Source organism: Amycolatopsis sp. CA-126428 (assembly GCF_002904335.1).
Classification (GTDB): domain Bacteria; phylum Actinomycetota; class Actinomycetes; order Mycobacteriales; family Pseudonocardiaceae; genus Amycolatopsis.
Window position 1 is genome coordinate 200,728 of record NZ_PPHF01000010.1, and the last position, 16,450, is coordinate 217,177.

Genomic DNA, 16,450 nt, shown 5'->3' on the forward strand with positions numbered 1-16,450 from the left:
GAAAAGGCGATGGGGGATCGGTCGGCCGGGCCTGTGATCAGGAGCGGAGCGAGGCTCAGGGCGAACCGGCGACGATGGGCAGCATGAAAACCTCCCTGCGGCGCTGCAAGGTGTTAGCGCTAACATTTGTGCTGGAGAGAGCTTAGACGGTGAGTTCCGCGGTTGGCAACCGGCGTCGTCGAATCGTCGATCGGCCGAAGTCGAGGGCATTCGGAAATCCGCGGCGAATCGGGCAACTGTGTCCACTGTGGACGTCGGGTGGGGCTTGACACCCGCTGGTGGTCATTCATACATTCAGTGTCTTTTTGTATGAATGACGGGAGTTGATCCGCATGCGGCTCGGCAAGACCGCCGTCGTCCTCGGAGGCAGTGCCGCCGGTCTCTGCGCGGCCGGCGCGCTGGCCCCGCACTTCGACCGCGTGCTGGTGCTGGAGCGCGACGAACTGCCCGACGGGGCCGAGCACCGCCGCGGCGTACCGCAGAGCAAGCACCCGCACTTCCTGCTCAACTCGGGCCGCCGCGCGATCGGCGCGCTGTTCCCCGGCTTCGAGGACGACCTCATCGCGGCCGGCGGCCTGCTGCTGATGCCGTCCATGGACGCCGCCTACCTGGACGGGCCCGGCTGGTCGGCCCGCAAGCGCAGCGCCATGACGATGGTCTACGGCTCGCGGATCCTCATCGAGCGCGTGTTGCGGGACAAGGTGCGGGAGCTGGCCAACGTCGTCGTGCGCGAAGGGGTCGCGGTGCGCGGCCTGACCACCGCGGACGGCGAGATCACCGGCGTCGGCTTCACCGCGGCCGACGGCGAAGAGCACGTCGACGCCGACTTCGTCGTGGACGCCATGGGCCGCGGGTCCCCGGTCGCCGGCTGGCTGGCCGCGGCCGGCTGGCCGGAACCGGAAGTGCAGACGCTCGACGCCAAGGTCACCTACACCTCGCGCTGGTACGACCTGCCCGCCGAACGCCCCGCGTCCTGGTGGTGGCGGCACCTGGTGATCATGCCGACGCCGGACAAGGGCGAGCACCCCGCCGAGCACGAGTTCCTGGTCAACTTCTTCCCGATCGAGGGCAACCGCGTCATCGCCTGCATGGGTTCGTGGGGACTGGAGATGCCCAGCACCACCGACGCGTTCGTCGAGACCGCGCGCCGGGTGCGGACGCCGTTGTTCGCCGACGCCATGGACCGGTGCGCCCCCGCCTCGCCGGTCCACCTCACCCGCTCGACCGGCAACAAGTGGCGGCGCTACGACCGCCTGCCCACCCCGCCGCGGCGGCTGGCCTTCGTCGGCGACTCGATCTGCGCGTTCAACCCCTTCTACGCCCAGGGCATCAGTTCCGCGTCGGCTTCGGCCCTGCTGCTGCGCGAGCACCTGGCCCGCGCCGAACGGCTCGACGCGAGGTTCACCGCCCGCTTCTTCGCCGCGCAACGCGGATTGCTGCGCGTGCCGTGGCGCCTGGCGATGGCCAGGGACCAGGGTTACGCGTGCGCGGTGGGCACCGAACAGCTGCCGGAGTGGCGGCGGCGCATCGTCGCGGCCATGTCGGCGCCGGCGTTCAGCCTCGTCGTCGGAGCGGCCCGCGAGGACGAAGTGGTCGACGAGCACTTCGCCAAGGTGTTCAACCTGGACGAGTCGCTGGGGCAGATGCTGCGCAACCCGCGGGTGCTCGCGGGCCTGGTGCGCTACCGCGTCCGCGCGGCGCTGGGCCGGCACCGCGTCCCGTTCGGGTTCGACCCCCAGACCGAACCACCGGCCACGGACTACTCGACGGCGACGGCGACCGCGCGATGAGCACCGCGTGCGGGCCGGACGCCGAAGCCGTCACCCGCGGTCTCGGTTTCGACTGCCACGACGTCTCGCCGGTGGTTTCGGTCCGGCCGCCGTGGGCGCTCGCCCACTGGACGATGCCGCTGCTGGAACTGCTGATCGTCGGCGGCGCGGTGTTCGCCCTGGTGCATGCGCTGCGCCGGCGCCGCGAGGGTGATCCGGTGAACCTGGCGCTGTGGTGGGCTTCGCTGGTCTACCTCTTCGTCACCGAGCCGCCGTTGTACTTCCCGGAGTGGTTCGGGCTCGACCGGCTGTACGGCTTCATCTTCGCCCACAACCGGTTCACCGTGCAGTTCATGGCGGACCGGTTGCCGCTCTACATCGTGGCGTTCTACCCGGCGTTCAGCCAGCTCGCCTACGAGGTCGTGCGCTCGCTGGGGCTCTTCCGGCGCGGTGCGCTGCGGGGTTCGGTGGCCGTGGCCTTCGTCTGCCAGGTCTTCTACGAAGTCTTCGACCACCTCGGCCCGCAGCTGAAGTGGTGGGCCTGGAACCCGGCCAACGTGATCGTCGACCGGCCGGCGCTGGGGTCGGTGCCGTTGAACAGCATGCTGCTGTTCGCTTCCGTCTCGATGGCCGCCATGACCTACCTCGTCGTGCGCCTGACCGGCGGCCCGCCGCGGCGCCGGCTGGTGTGGCGGACGCTGGTGGCCGGCGTCCTCACCCCGCCGGCCATGGCGATCGCCGGGATCCCGTCGAGCTTCGCCGGCGAGAACGCGGGAGCGCGGGCGTGGATCCTCGGCGTCGAGCTGGGCCTGCTGTGGGTGGTGGGCGGGTGGATCGTCGTGGCGCACCTGCGTTCCGGGGAACCGCGCGAGCCCCTTTCGGTCTTCACGCGGTGCTATCCGGCGCTTTACCTGGGCGGGATGGCGGTGTTCTGGCTGGGGACCCTGCCGGCTCACCTGTCCGCGAAGGACGGCGTCACCGCGGACGGCACCCCGATCGGCAGCGGGTGGTACGCGCTCGCCTGCTTCGCCGGAGCCGGGCTGCTGCTGCTCGCCCTGTACCGGTCGCGGGACCGCGCCCCTGCCCCCGCCTGAGCGACCGTTCTCGGGGAAGATGACGGCATGGGGCACCACGGATGGCAGGGCAACCCGCCCGGCACCGAAGACGAGGCACGCCGCCGGATCGTCGAAGCGGCGACGGCGTGCCTCGACCGGGCCGGGCTGGCCAAGACGAGCCTCTCCGACGTCGCCGCCGAGGCGGGCGTCACCCGGCAGACCGTGTACCGCTACTTCCCGGGCCTCAAGAACATCCTGCGGGCCGTCGCGCTGGCCGGGGTCGAGGAGTTCGCCGGGCGGATGGAGCGGCACCTGGCCACGTCCGGCACGGCGGCCGAAGCCGCGGTGGAATCCGTGGTGTTCGCCGTGCGGACGCTCCCCGGGGAGCCGCACATGGGCCTGCTCCTGCAGGCGGGCGAAGCGGACTTCTTCACCGACGGCGTCGTTTCGCCGCTGGCGTTTTCGTACGGCGCGCGGATCCTCCGCAACCTGCCGGTCGACTGGGCAGCCGCCGGCATCGCGACCGACGAGGACCTCCGGGGTCTCGCCGAAGTCCTGATGCGGCTGTTCCTGTCGTTCCTGCAGTACCCCTCGACACCGCCGCTCACCGACGACGAGCTGCGTGCCCTGGTCCGCCGCTGGATCGGACCGGCGCTGCACGGGTGAGGGCCCGCGGGTTTCCGGAAAACCGTGCGCTGAATGCGCTGACAATTCATGACAACGCGGGCAGTGTGACGCCTCCCACGCCCGCCGGGAATGCCGACGGCGGTGGCCAGGGTGTTCAGCCCTCGCCACCGCCGTTGCGGTGATCTCTCCCCAGTGATCTCCCGGCCACCTCGTTTACTTCTTGGCGGCGGCGACCTTCTTGCGCGGCGCCCGCTTGCGCGGCGCTGCGGCGGGCGCCTCGGCCTCTTCGACCTGGGCCTGCTCGTAGGCGGCGATCACCTCGGAGGACAGCCGGCCCCGCTCGGAGACCTCGTAGCCGTTCGCGTTGGCCCAGGCACGGATCTGCTGGTTGCGCTCGCGGTCGGTCGTGCTGGTCGTGGTCGACTGCCCGGTGGCGACGCGGACCTTGCGGCCGCCGATGCGCCGGCCGGCCGCGATGTAGCGGGCCAGTTCGTCGCGCAGGGCGCCGGCGTTCTCGTCCGAAAGGTCGATTTCGTAGGTGACGCCGTCGAGGCCGAACTGAACGGTCTGGGCAGCGGTGCTGCCGTCGATGTCGTCCAGGATCTCGACGAGGACTTTCTGGGCCACGGGAATGCTCCTCAGCTGGATGTGCGTCCGGGGGAACGCGACGTGTGACAAGTTGCACAATGGTCGGCGTTCTTCGGTCGAGTGTATCCACCCGAGGAGACCTACGGCAATTTCCTAGCGGAAACGCGGAACGGCGGCGGCCCGGGGTGGTCCTGATAGGACCGGCCACCGCCGTTCCGGACGGGTCGCGGCTTTCGCCCGGCGACGGCGGCGCGGCGGCAATACCGGCGGAAATGCCGCCGGGAATCTACGTTCCGGACGGCGTGGAGCCCTGCTCGCCGTGGTGGTAGGGCGGATCCGTCTCGAGCGCCTCGTCGGCGGCCCCTTCGGCGGGATCGGCCAGATGGGCCTCCGCGGCGGCTTCTTTCGCCTCTTTGATGAGCTCCCGGCTGTGGGCGAGGTCCGCTTCGGGCCGGTTTTCGTTCTCCGTCATCGCGGCTCCTTGCCGTCGGATTGCGTTCTCTGCCGGACGGCTACCCGCGAAGGCCCGAACGCAACCGTCGGGGGGCGGGGGGTGGAAAGGGCCGCGGGGCGTTCACCCCAACGAGTGGCCGCGGTGAATTGTTCGGCGGCCGGCGGGGGATCGGGTGAGCCGTGACCGGGACCGGTTCCGTGGTGCGGGAGGGCGGGGAATTGCGGCGGCGGTTCCGTCGCCGATGTCCTGTGTGGCGGCCGCTGGGCGATGGGCGGCGTTCAAGCGGCCGGAGAGTGGACCGGAGTGGATCGGCGGTCCGCCAACGCCGAGTTCGCGCGGCAAGCTGTGAGCGGCGATCTCAGCCTGGTTTGCGCGCGAACGGCCGTCTCCGGCCCGTGAGGATCGCTGGGCGTCCGCGGTGCCGGGGGCGTCCCGCACAAACGTGGAACCGGCCCGGTGGGCCCTCACCCTCCCCCGGAACGCCGGAAGGGCCCCGCACCAGGCAGGTGCGGGGCCCTTCCGATCGTCGCCAGGGGTGTTACTTCTTCTTGGCGGCGGAGGTGCGCTTGGCCGGGGCCTTGGCAGCGGCCGGCTTCTTGGCCGCGGCGGTCTTGGTCGCGGCCGGCTTGGCGGCGGCGGTCTTCGCCCGCGTGGTGGTCGCCTTCGCCGTGGTGGCCTTGGCCGCCGTGGTCTTGGCGGCGGTCTTCGGGGCCGCCTTGGTGGCGGTGGTGGCCTTGGCGGCCGGCTTCGCCGCGGTGGCGCGGGTCCGCGTGGTGGCCGGGCGCGTGGTGGCCGGCTTGGCCGCCGCCGCGCGGGTGGTGCGGGTCGTCGTCGCCTTGGCCGGCGCGGCGGCCGCGGCGGTCTTGGTGGCGGTCGCCCGCGTGCTGGTGGCGGCGGTGGCGCGCTTGACCGGGGTCGCCTTGGGCAGCTTCTTGGTGCCGGAGATGACGTCCTTGAAGGTCGTGCCGGCGCGGAAGGCGGGCACGTTGGTCTTCTTGACGCGGACGGCCTCACCGGTGCGCGGGTTGCGGGCGGTGCGAGCGGCGCGGGCGCGCTTCTCGAACACCCCGAAGCCGGTGATGTTGACCTTTTCGCCCTTGTTGACCGTCCGGATGATGATGTCCACCAGACCGTCAACGGCCTGCGAAGCCACCTTCTTGTCGCCCAGACGCTCCGACAGCGCCTCGATCAGCTGGGCCTTGTTCGTCATTCCAGTCCTCCATAGTGGAACTACTAGTACACGGCCCATCTCGGCCGACACTGCACACGGTATTACCAATACCGCACAAAATCCAACCGGGGGTCGAAATATTTCCTTGTACGGGGGCGGGTTCCGCCTCCGGAGAGCCCCGGTCCGGAGGCCGTCCGGCGCGCGGCCCGGACTCCCGTCATGCCCCTGAACAGGCAAAACCCGGTGGAGGAGCCGTCCACAGTGGTCGTCCATATAGGACCCGAGGCCCTTCCGGAGAACTTTTCCCGCGACACGCCGGTGCGGGGTGTCGCGGCGTGTGTCCGAGCCCACCCGGGCCCGATCCCGCGCAACGGCGGGGGATCGCGGGCCTCCCGCGGGGCCCTCCGGCGCCGCTTCGCCGTGGAGCCAGGCGGAAGCGGCGCCCGTAACGCCGCGGCCGTCCGGCGCGACCCCCGGGCACGGCGTTGCGCCGCAACCGGGTACGCCCCCGGGAATGCCTGTGGCGGGGACGAAAGGCACTCCCCGAAGGGTGAGCTCACTCGTTCGGCGCAGTCGTGGCCTGCGGCGACGCCGTGGCGGCAACGCCGTGTTGGCCGTGGGACTGTCGGTCCGGCGGGCTAGTCTGCCGCGGGAGGAAGCGCCGGGTGAGACAGGGAGAACCGTGGACCAGGAGACGCTCACCACCGTGGTCGGCCGGGTGGCAGGCACCGAGGACTCGACGCCGCTGCAGTTCTGCGTGGCCATCGATCAGGACGCCTATCTGCAGCTCGACGACGTCGTCGTGACCCGGCGGGAACTCCCGGGGCTCGGCGAAGTCACCTCGTACGGCGTCGTGACGCAGGTGAGCGCGCGGCACGAGGGCGCCAGCTTCGGCAGCGACGTCTTCCTGATCTCCGACGGGGTCCTGCCCGCCCAGGTGCAGGAGATCGCCGAGATCGCCACCACCCGCGTCGAGCCCGAATGCTACGTGCCGCCGCGGCCGGGGGCGGTCGTGTCCCGTGCCGTGGGAGAGGATCGCGCACAGGCGCTGTACTTCGACAACATGACCCGCCAGGTGGCGGTCGGCCTGGGCCGGGACGGCGAACCCGTCTACCTCAACATGGACTTCCTCGACGGCACCCGCGGCGCGCACGTCAGCATCAGCGGCGTCTCCGGCGTGGCCACCAAGACGTCGTTCGCGTTGTTCCTGCTGCACTCGATCTTCCGCGGCGGCGCCCTGCCCAACGCCCACAACGCCAAGGCCCTCGTCTTCTCCGTCAAGGGCGAGGACCTGCTGTTCCTCGACACCCCGAACGTCCACCTCGACGAGAAGCTCAAGGCCGAGTACGCCAAGCTCGGCCTGCCCGCCGAGCCCTTCGCGTCCACCGGGTTCTTCGCACCGCCGACGCCGTCGGACACCACGGGCAAGCCGCACGTGACCGGGCGGACCTCGGGCGTCGGCGCGTTCTGGTGGACCATCGCGGAGTTCTGCGCCAAGGACCTGCTGCCCTACGTGTTCGCCGACGCCGAGGACGAGCGCAACCAGTACACGATGGTCATCCACCAGGTCGCGAACCGCCTGCGGCTGGACAGCACCCCCGCGGGCAAGGACGGCGCCGCGAACGTCGACGGCGTCCTGTGCCGCACCTACGCCGAGCTCGTCGACGTCGTCTGCGAGCGCGTCACCGACGAGGAAACCCGCGCGAGCTGGGCGGGTGCGGTCACCGGCGCGGGCACGGTCAACGCCTTCATCCGCCGCCTGCGCTCGAGCCAGCGCGCGCTGTCCGGCCTCATCCGCGGCGACCTCACCGACCACCCCGCGCGCCAGTTGTCCACGGAGAACCAGCAGGTGACCGTGGTGGACATCCACAACCTCGTCGAGCGCGCGCAGCGGTTCGTCGTCGGCGTCACGCTCGCCGCGGAGACCGCGCGCAAGGAGGCGGCCGGCCCGGGCGGGCTGTTGTTCACGATGCTGGACGAGCTGAACAAGTACGCGCCGCGGGAAGGCAGCAGCCCGATCAAGGAGGTGCTGCTGGACATCGCCGAACGCGGCCGCTCCCTGGGCGTCATCCTGATCGGCGCGCAGCAGACCGCCAGCGAGGTCGAGCGCCGGATTGTCAGCAACAGCTCGGTCCGCATCGTCGGCCGCCTCGACGCCGCCGAGGCTTCGCGGCCCGAGTACGGCTTTCTCCCGGCCAGCCAGCGGGTCCGGGCGACGCTCGCCACGCCGGGCACGATGTTCGTGAGCCAGCCGGAGATCCCGGTGCCGATCGCCGTCGGCTTCCCGTTCCCCGCCTGGGCCACGCGGCTTTCCGAGGCCGGGGCGATCCCCACGACCACCGCCGCCTCGAAGAAGGGCGATCCCTTCGCCGGGCTGCCCACGCGCGGCAGCGACCCCTTCGGCGACGACCCGCCGCCGTTCTGAGCCGGCTGCCCACCACCCGAACGGAAGGATGAAGGGTGAAGTTCCTGCACACCTCCGACTGGCACATCGGCAAGACGCTCAAGGGGCGCAACCGTCTCGACGAGCAGCGGGCCGTGCTCGGCGAGATCGTCCGGATCGCGCGGGACGGGCAGTTCGACGCGATCCTCGTCGCGGGTGACCTCTACGAGACGTCGGCGCCGTCGGCGGCCGCGCAGGAACTCGTGGTGCGGGCGCTGATGGCGCTGCGCGAAACCGGTGCCGAGGTGCTGGCCATCGCCGGGAACCACGACCACGCCGCGACGTTCGAGGCGTACCGCCCGTTGCTCAAGGCCGCGGGCATCCAGCTCACCGGCGATCCCCGCCCGGTCCACGACGGCGGCGTCGTCTCGTTCGACGCGCGTTCGACGGGCGAGCGCGTCAACGTCGCCGTGCTGCCCTTCCTTTCCCAGCGCTACGCGGTGCGCGCCGCCGAGCTGCTCGCGGGGACCCCGGCGGACAACGTCGGCGAGTACGACCAGCGCGTGCGCGACATCCTGGAGCACCTCAAGTCCGGGTTCACCCCCGGCGCGGTGAACCTCGTCATGGCGCACCTGACGGTGACCGGCGGGACGATGGGCGGCGGGGAACGCGCGGCGCAGTCCATCTTCGAATACCACGTGCCCGCGACGGCGTTCGGCGCCGATCCGCACTACGTGGCGCTGGGCCACCTGCACCGGCGCCAGTCGCTGCCCGCCGCGTGCCCGGTGCACTACAGCGGTTCGCCGTTCGCGGTCGACTTCGGCGAGCAGGACAACACCAGCGTCGTGCTGTCGGTGGAGGTGAGTCCGACGACGCCGGCGAAGATCACCGACATCCCGTTGACGGCCGGGCGGAAGCTGCGGACGGTCCACGGCACGGTGGCGGAACTGATCGCCCGCGCGGGGGAGTTCGGCGAGGACTACCTCCGCGTCTACCTCCGCGAAGCGACCAGGGCCGGGCTGCGCGAGGAGATCCAGGAAGCCCTGCCGAACGCCCTGGAAATCCGCATCGACCCGGAGTTCGCCGCACCGGTGACGACCTCGGGCGGCGACCGCGCGATCGCGGACCGTTCGCCCGGCGAGCTGTTCGCGAGCTACTGCGCGGAGCGAACCGTCGAGGACAAGCGCGTGCAGGCGCTCTTCGCGCGGCTGCACGACGAAGAGACGAGCGGGGTGTGACATGCGGCCAGTGCTGCTGGAGATGACCGGCTTCGCGTCCTTCCGCGAGAAGACCGAAGTCAGCTTCGAAGACACCGATTACTTCGCGCTCGTCGGGCCGACCGGCGCGGGCAAGAGCACGGTCATCGACGCCCTCACGTTTGCACTGTACGGCTCGGTCGCCCGGTGGGACCACGAAGGCCTCGTCGCGCCCGCGCTGGCCCCGACGGCGAACCGCGCCACCGTGCGGCTGGTCTTCGACGCGGGCGGCGCGCGCTACCACGTCGTGCGGGAAGTCCGGCGCAGCGGCGGCAAGAAACCCACGGTCAGCGTCAAGAACGTCCGCCTGGAACGGCTGATCGACCCGGCCGCGCCGGGCGGGCCGGAGGACGACGCCGACGCCGTCGCCGCGGACTCCGAAGTGACCCCGGCGGTCGAACGCCTGCTCGGGTTGACGTTCAAGCACTTCTGCACCTGCGTGGCGCTGCCCCAGGGCGACTTCGCCGAGTTCCTGCACGCGAAGGCCGCCGACCGGCAGAAGATCCTCATCAAACTGCTGGGCCTGGAGGTCTACGAGCGGATCGGCCGCCGGGCCGGGGTGACGGCGGAGCAGCAGAAGCAGCGTGCCGCCGTCCTCACCGAACAACTCGGCAGCTACGCCGACGCCACCGAAGAAGCCGTCGCGGAGCTGGCGGCGCGGATGACCGCGCTCGCCGAGCTGGACGCGCGGGTGACCGCGGCCCTGCCGGGGTTGAACGACGCCACCCGCGCGCACGACGAGGCCCGGCAACGCGTCGGCACGCTCACGGCGGAGCTGAAGGTCCTCGACGCGGTGGAACGCCCGGACGGCGTCGAAGACCTCGAAACCCGGCGTCGCGACGCGGCGGACGCGGTCACGACCGCCCGGGGCGCGTTGGAGACGGCGGAAACGGCCGACGAAGCCGCCCGTGCCGCCCTCGCCGCGGCGCCCGCGCGCGGTGAACTGGAACGGATCCGCGCCGACCGCGCCGAGCTCGAGGCGACCGAGACGGCCCTCCCACGGCTCGAAGAAGCGGCGAAAACGGCGTTGCGGACCAAGGACGCCGCCGCCGTCGCGGTCACCGAAGCCCTCGCCGTCGTCGAGACGGCCCGGCAGAATTGGGACTCGACGGCCCGCGCCGCGGAGGACGCCGCCGCCGAAGCCGGGCGGGCCCGCCAGGACCGCGACCGGCTGGCCGGGCTGCGGCCGCCCGCGGATCTCGGGGACCTTTCGGCGGATTCGGCGCGCGTGGCGAAGCGCACGGAGGCCGCGGCCGCCCGCCTGGGCGCGGCCGAGGCCGCCGACGCCGAAGCGCGGGCGGCGCTGGCCGCCCAGCCGGACGTCGCGCCGCTCGCCTCGGCCCGCTCCGATGCCCGCACGCTGTATGCGGTGTGCGAGGCGCAACGGAAGGCCGCCCCGGAACAGGCCGTGCGCCGGACGGAACTCGAAGCGGCGCGAAGCACCTTCGCCCGCACCGACGCCGAAGTGACGGCGGCGAAGACCGAGGTGACCGAGGCGGAACGCGCCGGGCAGGCGCTCAGCCTGCGGGCCGGCCTCGCCGTCGGGCACCCGTGCCCGGTGTGCGAGCAGGAAGTCACGGCGCTGCCCGACGCCGGCGGGCACGCCCACCTGGCCGAGGCCCGGGACAGCCTCGAGCGCGCCGAGCGCGAGCGCGCCGCCGCCGAAGCCGCCGTGCGCAAGCTGGAACGGGCCGTCGACCGCGACGCCGACTCGGCCGCGTCGGCGGCCGCCCAGGCGGAGGAACTGCGCGTGGTGCTGGCCGAGGTGGCCGGGCCGCCGGAGTCGGCCGTGCTGCTGCGGCCGGTCGAGGCGGCTTTCTCCGAGCGGGATTACGCGGACCTCGTCGCCGCCGTGCGCGAGCGGGGCGAGTGGCTGTCGAAGACGATCGACGGCCGCGCCCGCGTCGCCGAGGCCGCGAACGCCGCCGACAAGGAACTGGCCGCGGCTCGCGCCGAACGTGCGGCGGCGCAGCACGAGGCCGACGCCGTCGAGAAGTCCTTCGCGGCGGCCAGGGAAGCGCTGCGGGCCGCGCGCGACCCCCTGGTGGAGCTGGGCGCGCCGGCCATCGACGGCGACGACGTCCCGGCGGGCTGGCAGCGGCTGACCACGTGGGCGGCTTCCGCGCTGGCGGACCGGCGGACGGCACTGGCCGCGCTCGAAGCGGCCGCCGAAGCCAGGGGCAAGGAAGCCGTCGTCGCGGCGGACGACCTCGCCGCCGCCGAGCGGAACGCCGAGGAGCGGCGGAAGCGGGCCGTCGACGCGGGCCTGGCCGAACAGGCGGCGGCCACCGAATTCGCCACCGCCCGGCGCCGCCGCGGAGAACTGGCCACGGCGCTCGACGACGCGCCGTCCGCCGCCGTCGTCACCGAGGAGCTGGCGAAGGTCGCTTCTCTGGAAGAGGCCGCGAAGCAAGCGGACGCGGCTTTGCGCACCGCCCGGGTGGCCGCGAAACGCGCCACGGAAGCCCAGGCCGGCATCGGCGCCCAGGTGGACGCCGCGCGGCAGCGGCTGTCGCGGGCGCGTGACCCGCTGGTCGGCCTCGGCGCCCCGCCGATCAACGGTGAGAGCCTCCTCGAAGCCTGGACCGTGCTCACGGATTGGGCCGCCGGCCAGGCGAAAGCCCATCGCGAGCTGCTGGCCGTCGCGCAGACCACCGAAGGCGAAGCCGCCGAAGCGTTGCAAGCGGCCGAACGCGCGGTCGCCGGCGACGTCACCGCGCTCGGGGTCGCCGTGCCGGAGGGGCCGGTGCGCGACCGCGTCCCGGTCGCCGTCGCGGCCGCCCGGGCGCGCGCCGAAGCCGACCACGCCGACATGAAACGGCGTGTGGCGCGGGTGGCGGGGCTGCACGAAGACATCGCGGCCGCGGAGTCCGACGCCCAGGTCGCCCGGCTGCTGGCGGACCTGCTGCGCTCGGACAAGTTCCCGCGCTGGCTGATCGCCGGGGCGCTGGACACGCTGGTCGCGGAGGCGTCGGCGTCGCTGCTGGAACTGTCCGGCGGCCAGTTCGAGCTGACCCACGACAAGGGCGACTTCCTGGTGGTGGACCACAACGAGGCCGACGCCCGGCGCCCGGTGAAGACGCTGTCGGGCGGCGAGACGTTCCAGGCGTCGCTCGCCCTGGCTCTCGCGCTGTCCTCGCAGCTGGGCGCCATGGCCGCGGAAGGTGCGACCAAGCTGGAGTCGATCTTCCTCGACGAGGGCTTCGGGACGCTGGACGAGGCCACCCTCGACGTCGTGGCGTCCACTTTGGAGAACCTCGCCGCGTCCGGCTCCCGGATGGTCGGGGTGATCACGCACGTGCCGGCGCTCGCCGAGCGCGTCCCGGTGCGGTTCCTGGTCACCCGGGACGGCACCGGCTCGCACATCGCCAGGGAGGGTGCATGACCGTTCGGCAATTCAACACGGTGGCCGGGATGAACTTCAGCATCGACGCCTGGGACCCGGGCTACGGCAGCTCGATGGAGGCCGAGGACCTCGGCCGTTCGCAGGCCGAAGTCGAGCTCGACGTCGAGGTCCCGGAGGCCGAGTGGGCGCCGATCGACCCGTCGCCGGTGTCGCCGCCGGAGGCCGTGCTGTTCGTCGACGGCGTCCGGCGGATCGACGCGCGCGTCTGGATCGACGACCCGGCCGGCACGAACTCGGCGTCCATCGGGATCTGCGCGTCCTACGCGGCCGGGGTCGTGTGCTGCTGCGAGGGCCAGGCGCACGTCGTCGGCACCGACGTCCGGCGGGGGCTGTTCACCGTCGCCCCACGGGCGGACGACATCGCCACCCCGGCCGGGACGTACACGGCCTACCGCGCGGCGGCCAAGGAGGACAAGCCGCTGCCGGTGGTGCTGTCGTCGGCGTTGCAGGAGCAGCTGGCCGAAACCGAGCTGGAGACGGCGATCCGGGCGCGCACGGCGATCGACGGCCACGTGCGCGGCGACCTGCTGGTCGTGGACGGCCCGCTGCGCGGCCGGGCGCACCTCGACCGGGCCGTCGGGTTCATCAAGAGCCACCAGACGACGTACCTGCCCGGGGAGCTCAACGCGATGGTCGGCCGGCTCGGCCCGCACCAGCGCACGCCGGTGTTCCTGATGGGCACGACGTGGGTCCGGCACTCGTGGTACCTGCGGCTGCCCTCGGCCGGCGGCCCGCCCTGGTCCGGGGTCGTGCGGGTGGAAGCGGCGCCGCACCTCGGGCGCGAGCAGGTCGCCGAGCTGGCGAACGTCACCCAGTCGGTGCTGGGGCGGTTCGCGTCGGTGCCTTACAAGGACTCGCGGGCGCCGCAGAACCTCTACCCGATCGCCGGGCTGGAGCGCGACCTGCGGCACCGGCTCGGGGACCAGCAGTTCGTGTACCGGGCGCTGCGCCTGGCCGCGGTTCGCTGACGCCGGTCCCCGGGCCGCCCTTGAGAGTCCTCTGTGGAGGGTCAGGGCAGTGAACCGTCCCCGGTCTGCGGTGCCCCGGCCGGCTTGATGCCGACCTGCGGTTTCGCTGGTTTCGGTGCTTTCGACGACGTCGGCGGCTTCGGTTTGGTGGTCGGTGGCTGGGGCTTCGCCGTCGCGGGCGGCTTCGGCTCGACGGATGTCGTGGGCGGCGGTGTGCCCAGGATCGTGAACGTGCGGGTCGCCGTCCGGCCGTCCGTGCACGGGAAGGAGGCGGAGTACTTCCCGGGCCGCTCGATCGCATGGGTGTACCCGAGGTGCTTGCTCGGGTTCCCGACGTCGACCCACTGCATCGGGGCCGCGAATCCCGGCGACGTGACCGGTCCCACCGGGGCGCAGCCGCGGCCCACCTCGGACGCGACGAACGCGCTGAGCAGGCCGCCCGGCTCGACCTCCGACGTCAAGCTCCAGTCGGTGAAGTCGGCGTGGGCTCCGGCGGTGAACGTCAGGGAAGCCGCGCTTGCGGCCATTAGGCCGATCAGGGTTTTCTTGACCATGACTGATCCCCTCTCTTCTGTGCTCCTGCCACGCGTGAGCCGGAGAAATGGTTGAGCCCCACGTCTTGTTCAAGTACGTGAACAGGAATCGAGTCTATGTTTAATAGTCACATATGAGTTAGCTTGTTCGCCGTTGGTCCCGTCAGCGGCGAGGGAGACTCGATGCGCACCGGCCCGTTCGTTCTTGTTGCGGTTCTGGGGTTGTCACTGGTGGCCCCGGCGGCCGCCGAGGCACAGCCCTGGCGAGACGTCCGCCAGTCACCCGACCGCCGGGCCGCCGCACTCGTCGCGGCGATGACCCTCGACGAGAAGATCTCCCAGCTGCACCTGCAGCCCGACGCCGAGCACCAGCGGTTCGTGCCGCCGATCCCCCGGCTGGGCGTGCCGGGGTTCCGCATCGCCAACGGCCCGGCGGGCATGGGCCCGGCCGACGACAAACCGCAGAAACCGGCGACCGCGCTCCCGGCCACGATGGCGCTGGCGTCGACCTTCGACACCGACGCCGCCCGCCGGTACGGCCGGCTGATCGGCAGCGAAACCCGGGCGCTCGCGCACAACGTGTCCGAAGGGCCCGACATCAACATGGCCCGCGTCCCGCGCAACGGCCGGACGTTCGAGGGCATGGGGGAGGACCCGGTGCTCGCCGGCGCGCTGGCCGCCGCCGACATCCGCGGGATCCAGGAGAACGGCACCATCGCCGAGGTCAAGCACTACGCGGCGAACAACCAGGAGACCGACCGGCACGGGGTCGACGAGCACATCGACGAGCGGACGCTCAACGAGATCTACCTGCCGCACTTCGAGCAGGCGGTGACCGAAGGGCGCGCGGGCTCGGTGATGTGCGCGTACCCGAAGATCAACGGCGTGTTCACGTGCGAGAACCCGGCGCTGCTGCAGGACAAGCTGCGCGACGACTGGGGGTTCAAGGGGTTCGTCCAGTCGGACTGGGGTGCCGCGCACAGCACCGTGGGGTCGGCGAACGCGGGCATGAACCTCGAAATGATCGACGGCACCTGGTACGGCGAGAAGATGAAGCAGGCCGTGCTGGCCGGGCAGGTGAGCGAGCAGCGCGTCGACGAGTTGCTGCTGCCGAGGTTCCGCACGATGTTCGCCTTCGGCCAGTTCGACCACCCGCCGGTGCTCACCCCGCTCCCGACCGCGCGGCACGACGCCGCCGCGAAGGAGTTCGCCGAACGCGGCATGGTGCTGCTGCGCAACGAGCACGCCCAGCTCCCGCTCGATCCCGCGGTGAAGTCGGTCGCGCTCATCGGGCCGTTCGCCACCAAGGCCAAGACCGGCGGCGGGGGCAGCTCGGCCGTCATCCCGACGTCCACAGTGGACCCGCTGCCGGGCCTGCGGCAGCGCGTCCCGGGGGCCGCGGTGACCCTGGACGACGGCAGTGACGTGGCGCGCGCGGCCGAGCTGGCCCGGACCGCCGACGTCAGCGTGGTGATGGTCGGGGACAACGAGGCCGAAGGCAAGGACCGGCCGAGCCTGGCCCTGGACGGCACCCAGGACGCCTTGGTGGCCGCCGTCGCCGAGGCCAACCCGCACACCGTGGTCGTGGTGAAGAGCGGCGGCCCGGTGCTCATGCCGTGGGCGTCGCGCGTGCCCGCGATCCTCCAGGCGTGGTACCCGGGCCAGCAGGACGGCGCGGCGGTGGCGGCCGTGCTCTTCGGCGACGTCAACCCGTCGGCGAAGCTGCCGATCACGTTCCCGGCGGCGGACGCCGACACGCCGGCGAACACCCCGGCGCAGTTCCCCGGCGTCAACGGTGTCGCGACGTACTCGGAGGGCCTGCAGATCGGCTACCGGTGGTTCGACGCGCAGGGGCGGGCGCCGCTGTTCCCGTTCGGCCACGGCCTGTCGTACACGACGTTCGCCTACTCCGGCCTGTCGGTGCGCAACACCGGCGACGGCGCCACGGCGACGTTCACGCTGCGGAACACCGGGCACCGGGCGGGCGCCGAGGTCGCCCAGCTGTACGTGGGCTTCCCGCCGGCCGCGGGCGAGCCGCCGCGCCAGCTCAAGGGCTTCGAGCGGGTGTCGCTGGCGCCGGGGCAGGCCCAGCGCGTGACGATCCGGCTGGACGCGCGCGACTTCTCGGTCTGGGACACGGCGACCCACGCGTGGCAGCCGGCGCGCGGCGCGTTCACCGTGTCCGTCGGCGGCTCGTCGCGGTCCCTGCCGCTGCAGGTTCCGCTCGTGCGGCGGTGAGG

The 16,450-nt window shown here is 72.2% G+C and carries 12 protein-coding genes; 8 read left to right on the forward strand and 4 right to left on the reverse strand.

Annotation, left to right across the window (positions count from 1 at the left end; all coding sequences use genetic code 11):
• The first annotated feature begins 332 nt into the window (after positions 1-332).
• Genes C2L58_RS02590 through C2L58_RS02600 form a run of 3 tightly spaced genes read left to right on the forward strand, consistent with a single transcriptional unit; the run spans position 333 to position 3,490 of the window.
• Positions 333-1,790 (forward strand): NAD(P)/FAD-dependent oxidoreductase, encoded by a 1,458-nt coding sequence (locus tag C2L58_RS02590; protein WP_103335474.1) that lies wholly within the window; start codon positions 333-335, stop codon positions 1,788-1,790.
• Complete coding sequence (locus tag C2L58_RS02595; protein WP_103335475.1) at positions 1,787-2,863, forward strand: hypothetical protein; 1,077 nt, start codon at positions 1,787-1,789, stop codon at positions 2,861-2,863. The genes C2L58_RS02590 and C2L58_RS02595 overlap by 4 nt, the downstream gene beginning before the upstream one ends.
• A gap of 27 nt (positions 2,864-2,890) precedes the next feature.
• Positions 2,891-3,490 (forward strand): TetR/AcrR family transcriptional regulator, encoded by a 600-nt coding sequence (locus tag C2L58_RS02600; RefSeq protein WP_103335477.1) that lies wholly within the window; start codon positions 2,891-2,893, stop codon positions 3,488-3,490.
• A gap of 174 nt (positions 3,491-3,664) precedes the next feature.
• Here the strand turns inward: C2L58_RS02600 and C2L58_RS02605 are convergent, their stop codons facing one another.
• From C2L58_RS02605 to C2L58_RS02615, 3 genes are all read right to left on the reverse strand, one after another.
• Positions 3,665-4,078 (reverse strand): histone-like nucleoid-structuring protein Lsr2, encoded by a 414-nt coding sequence (locus C2L58_RS02605; protein WP_103335479.1) that lies wholly within the window; start codon positions 4,076-4,078, stop codon positions 3,665-3,667.
• A gap of 247 nt (positions 4,079-4,325) precedes the next feature.
• Complete coding sequence (locus C2L58_RS02610; RefSeq protein WP_103335481.1) at positions 4,326-4,511, reverse strand: hypothetical protein; 186 nt, start codon at positions 4,509-4,511, stop codon at positions 4,326-4,328.
• A 520-nt stretch (positions 4,512-5,031) separates the two neighbouring features.
• Entirely contained in the window at positions 5,032-5,703 is a 672-nt protein-coding gene (locus C2L58_RS02615) for an HU family DNA-binding protein (protein ID WP_103335482.1), read from the reverse strand.
• Positions 5,704-6,346: 643 nt separating this feature from the next.
• On the opposite strand from C2L58_RS02615, the gene C2L58_RS02620 reads away from it, so the two are divergent.
• The 4 genes from C2L58_RS02620 to C2L58_RS02635 are packed head-to-tail and all read left to right on the forward strand — an operon-like array spanning position 6,347 to position 13,677.
• Complete coding sequence (locus tag C2L58_RS02620) at positions 6,347-8,089, forward strand: ATP-binding protein (RefSeq protein WP_103335484.1); 1,743 nt, start codon at positions 6,347-6,349, stop codon at positions 8,087-8,089.
• A gap of 35 nt (positions 8,090-8,124) precedes the next feature.
• The gene (locus tag C2L58_RS02625) at positions 8,125-9,285 is read left to right on the forward strand and encodes an exonuclease SbcCD subunit D (protein ID WP_103335485.1); all 1,161 of its coding nucleotides are present in this window, start codon (positions 8,125-8,127) and stop codon (positions 9,283-9,285) included.
• Between the two features lies 1 nt (position 9,286).
• Positions 9,287-12,688: an AAA family ATPase gene (locus C2L58_RS02630; RefSeq protein WP_233225516.1), complete on the forward strand. Its 3,402-nt coding sequence runs from the start codon at positions 9,287-9,289 to the stop codon at positions 12,686-12,688.
• The gene (locus C2L58_RS02635; RefSeq protein WP_103335487.1) at positions 12,685-13,677 is read left to right on the forward strand and encodes a hypothetical protein; all 993 of its coding nucleotides are present in this window, start codon (positions 12,685-12,687) and stop codon (positions 13,675-13,677) included. The genes C2L58_RS02630 and C2L58_RS02635 overlap by 4 nt, the downstream gene beginning before the upstream one ends.
• Positions 13,678-13,718: 41 nt before the next feature.
• Here C2L58_RS02635 and C2L58_RS02640 read toward each other — a convergent pair whose 3' ends face one another.
• Positions 13,719-14,231: a hypothetical protein gene (locus C2L58_RS02640; RefSeq protein WP_103335489.1), complete on the reverse strand. Its 513-nt coding sequence runs from the start codon at positions 14,229-14,231 to the stop codon at positions 13,719-13,721.
• Positions 14,232-14,393: 162 nt separating this feature from the next.
• On the opposite strand from C2L58_RS02640, the gene C2L58_RS02645 reads away from it, so the two are divergent.
• Positions 14,394-16,448 (forward strand): glycoside hydrolase family 3 C-terminal domain-containing protein, encoded by a 2,055-nt coding sequence (locus C2L58_RS02645; RefSeq protein ID WP_103335490.1) that lies wholly within the window; start codon positions 14,394-14,396, stop codon positions 16,446-16,448.
• Positions 16,449-16,450 lie beyond the last annotated feature (2 nt).

Coding starts and splice junctions, on each gene's coding strand:
- C2L58_RS02640 (WP_103335489.1), bottom strand. CDS start 14,231: ATGGTCAAGAAAACCCTGATCGGCCTAATGGCCGCAAGCGCGGCTTCC.
- C2L58_RS02600 (WP_103335477.1), top strand. CDS start 2,891: ATGGGGCACCACGGATGGCAGGGCAACCCGCCCGGCACCGAAGACGAG.
- C2L58_RS02645 (WP_103335490.1), top strand. CDS start 14,394: ATGCGCACCGGCCCGTTCGTTCTTGTTGCGGTTCTGGGGTTGTCACTG.
- C2L58_RS02590 (WP_103335474.1), top strand. CDS start 333: ATGCGGCTCGGCAAGACCGCCGTCGTCCTCGGAGGCAGTGCCGCCGGT.
- C2L58_RS02610 (WP_103335481.1), bottom strand. CDS start 4,511: ATGACGGAGAACGAAAACCGGCCCGAAGCGGACCTCGCCCACAGCCGG.
- C2L58_RS02595 (WP_103335475.1), top strand. CDS start 1,787: ATGAGCACCGCGTGCGGGCCGGACGCCGAAGCCGTCACCCGCGGTCTC.
- C2L58_RS02630 (WP_233225516.1), top strand. CDS start 9,287: ATGCGGCCAGTGCTGCTGGAGATGACCGGCTTCGCGTCCTTCCGCGAG.
- C2L58_RS02615 (WP_103335482.1), bottom strand. CDS start 5,703: ATGACGAACAAGGCCCAGCTGATCGAGGCGCTGTCGGAGCGTCTGGGC.
- C2L58_RS02635 (WP_103335487.1), top strand. CDS start 12,685: ATGACCGTTCGGCAATTCAACACGGTGGCCGGGATGAACTTCAGCATC.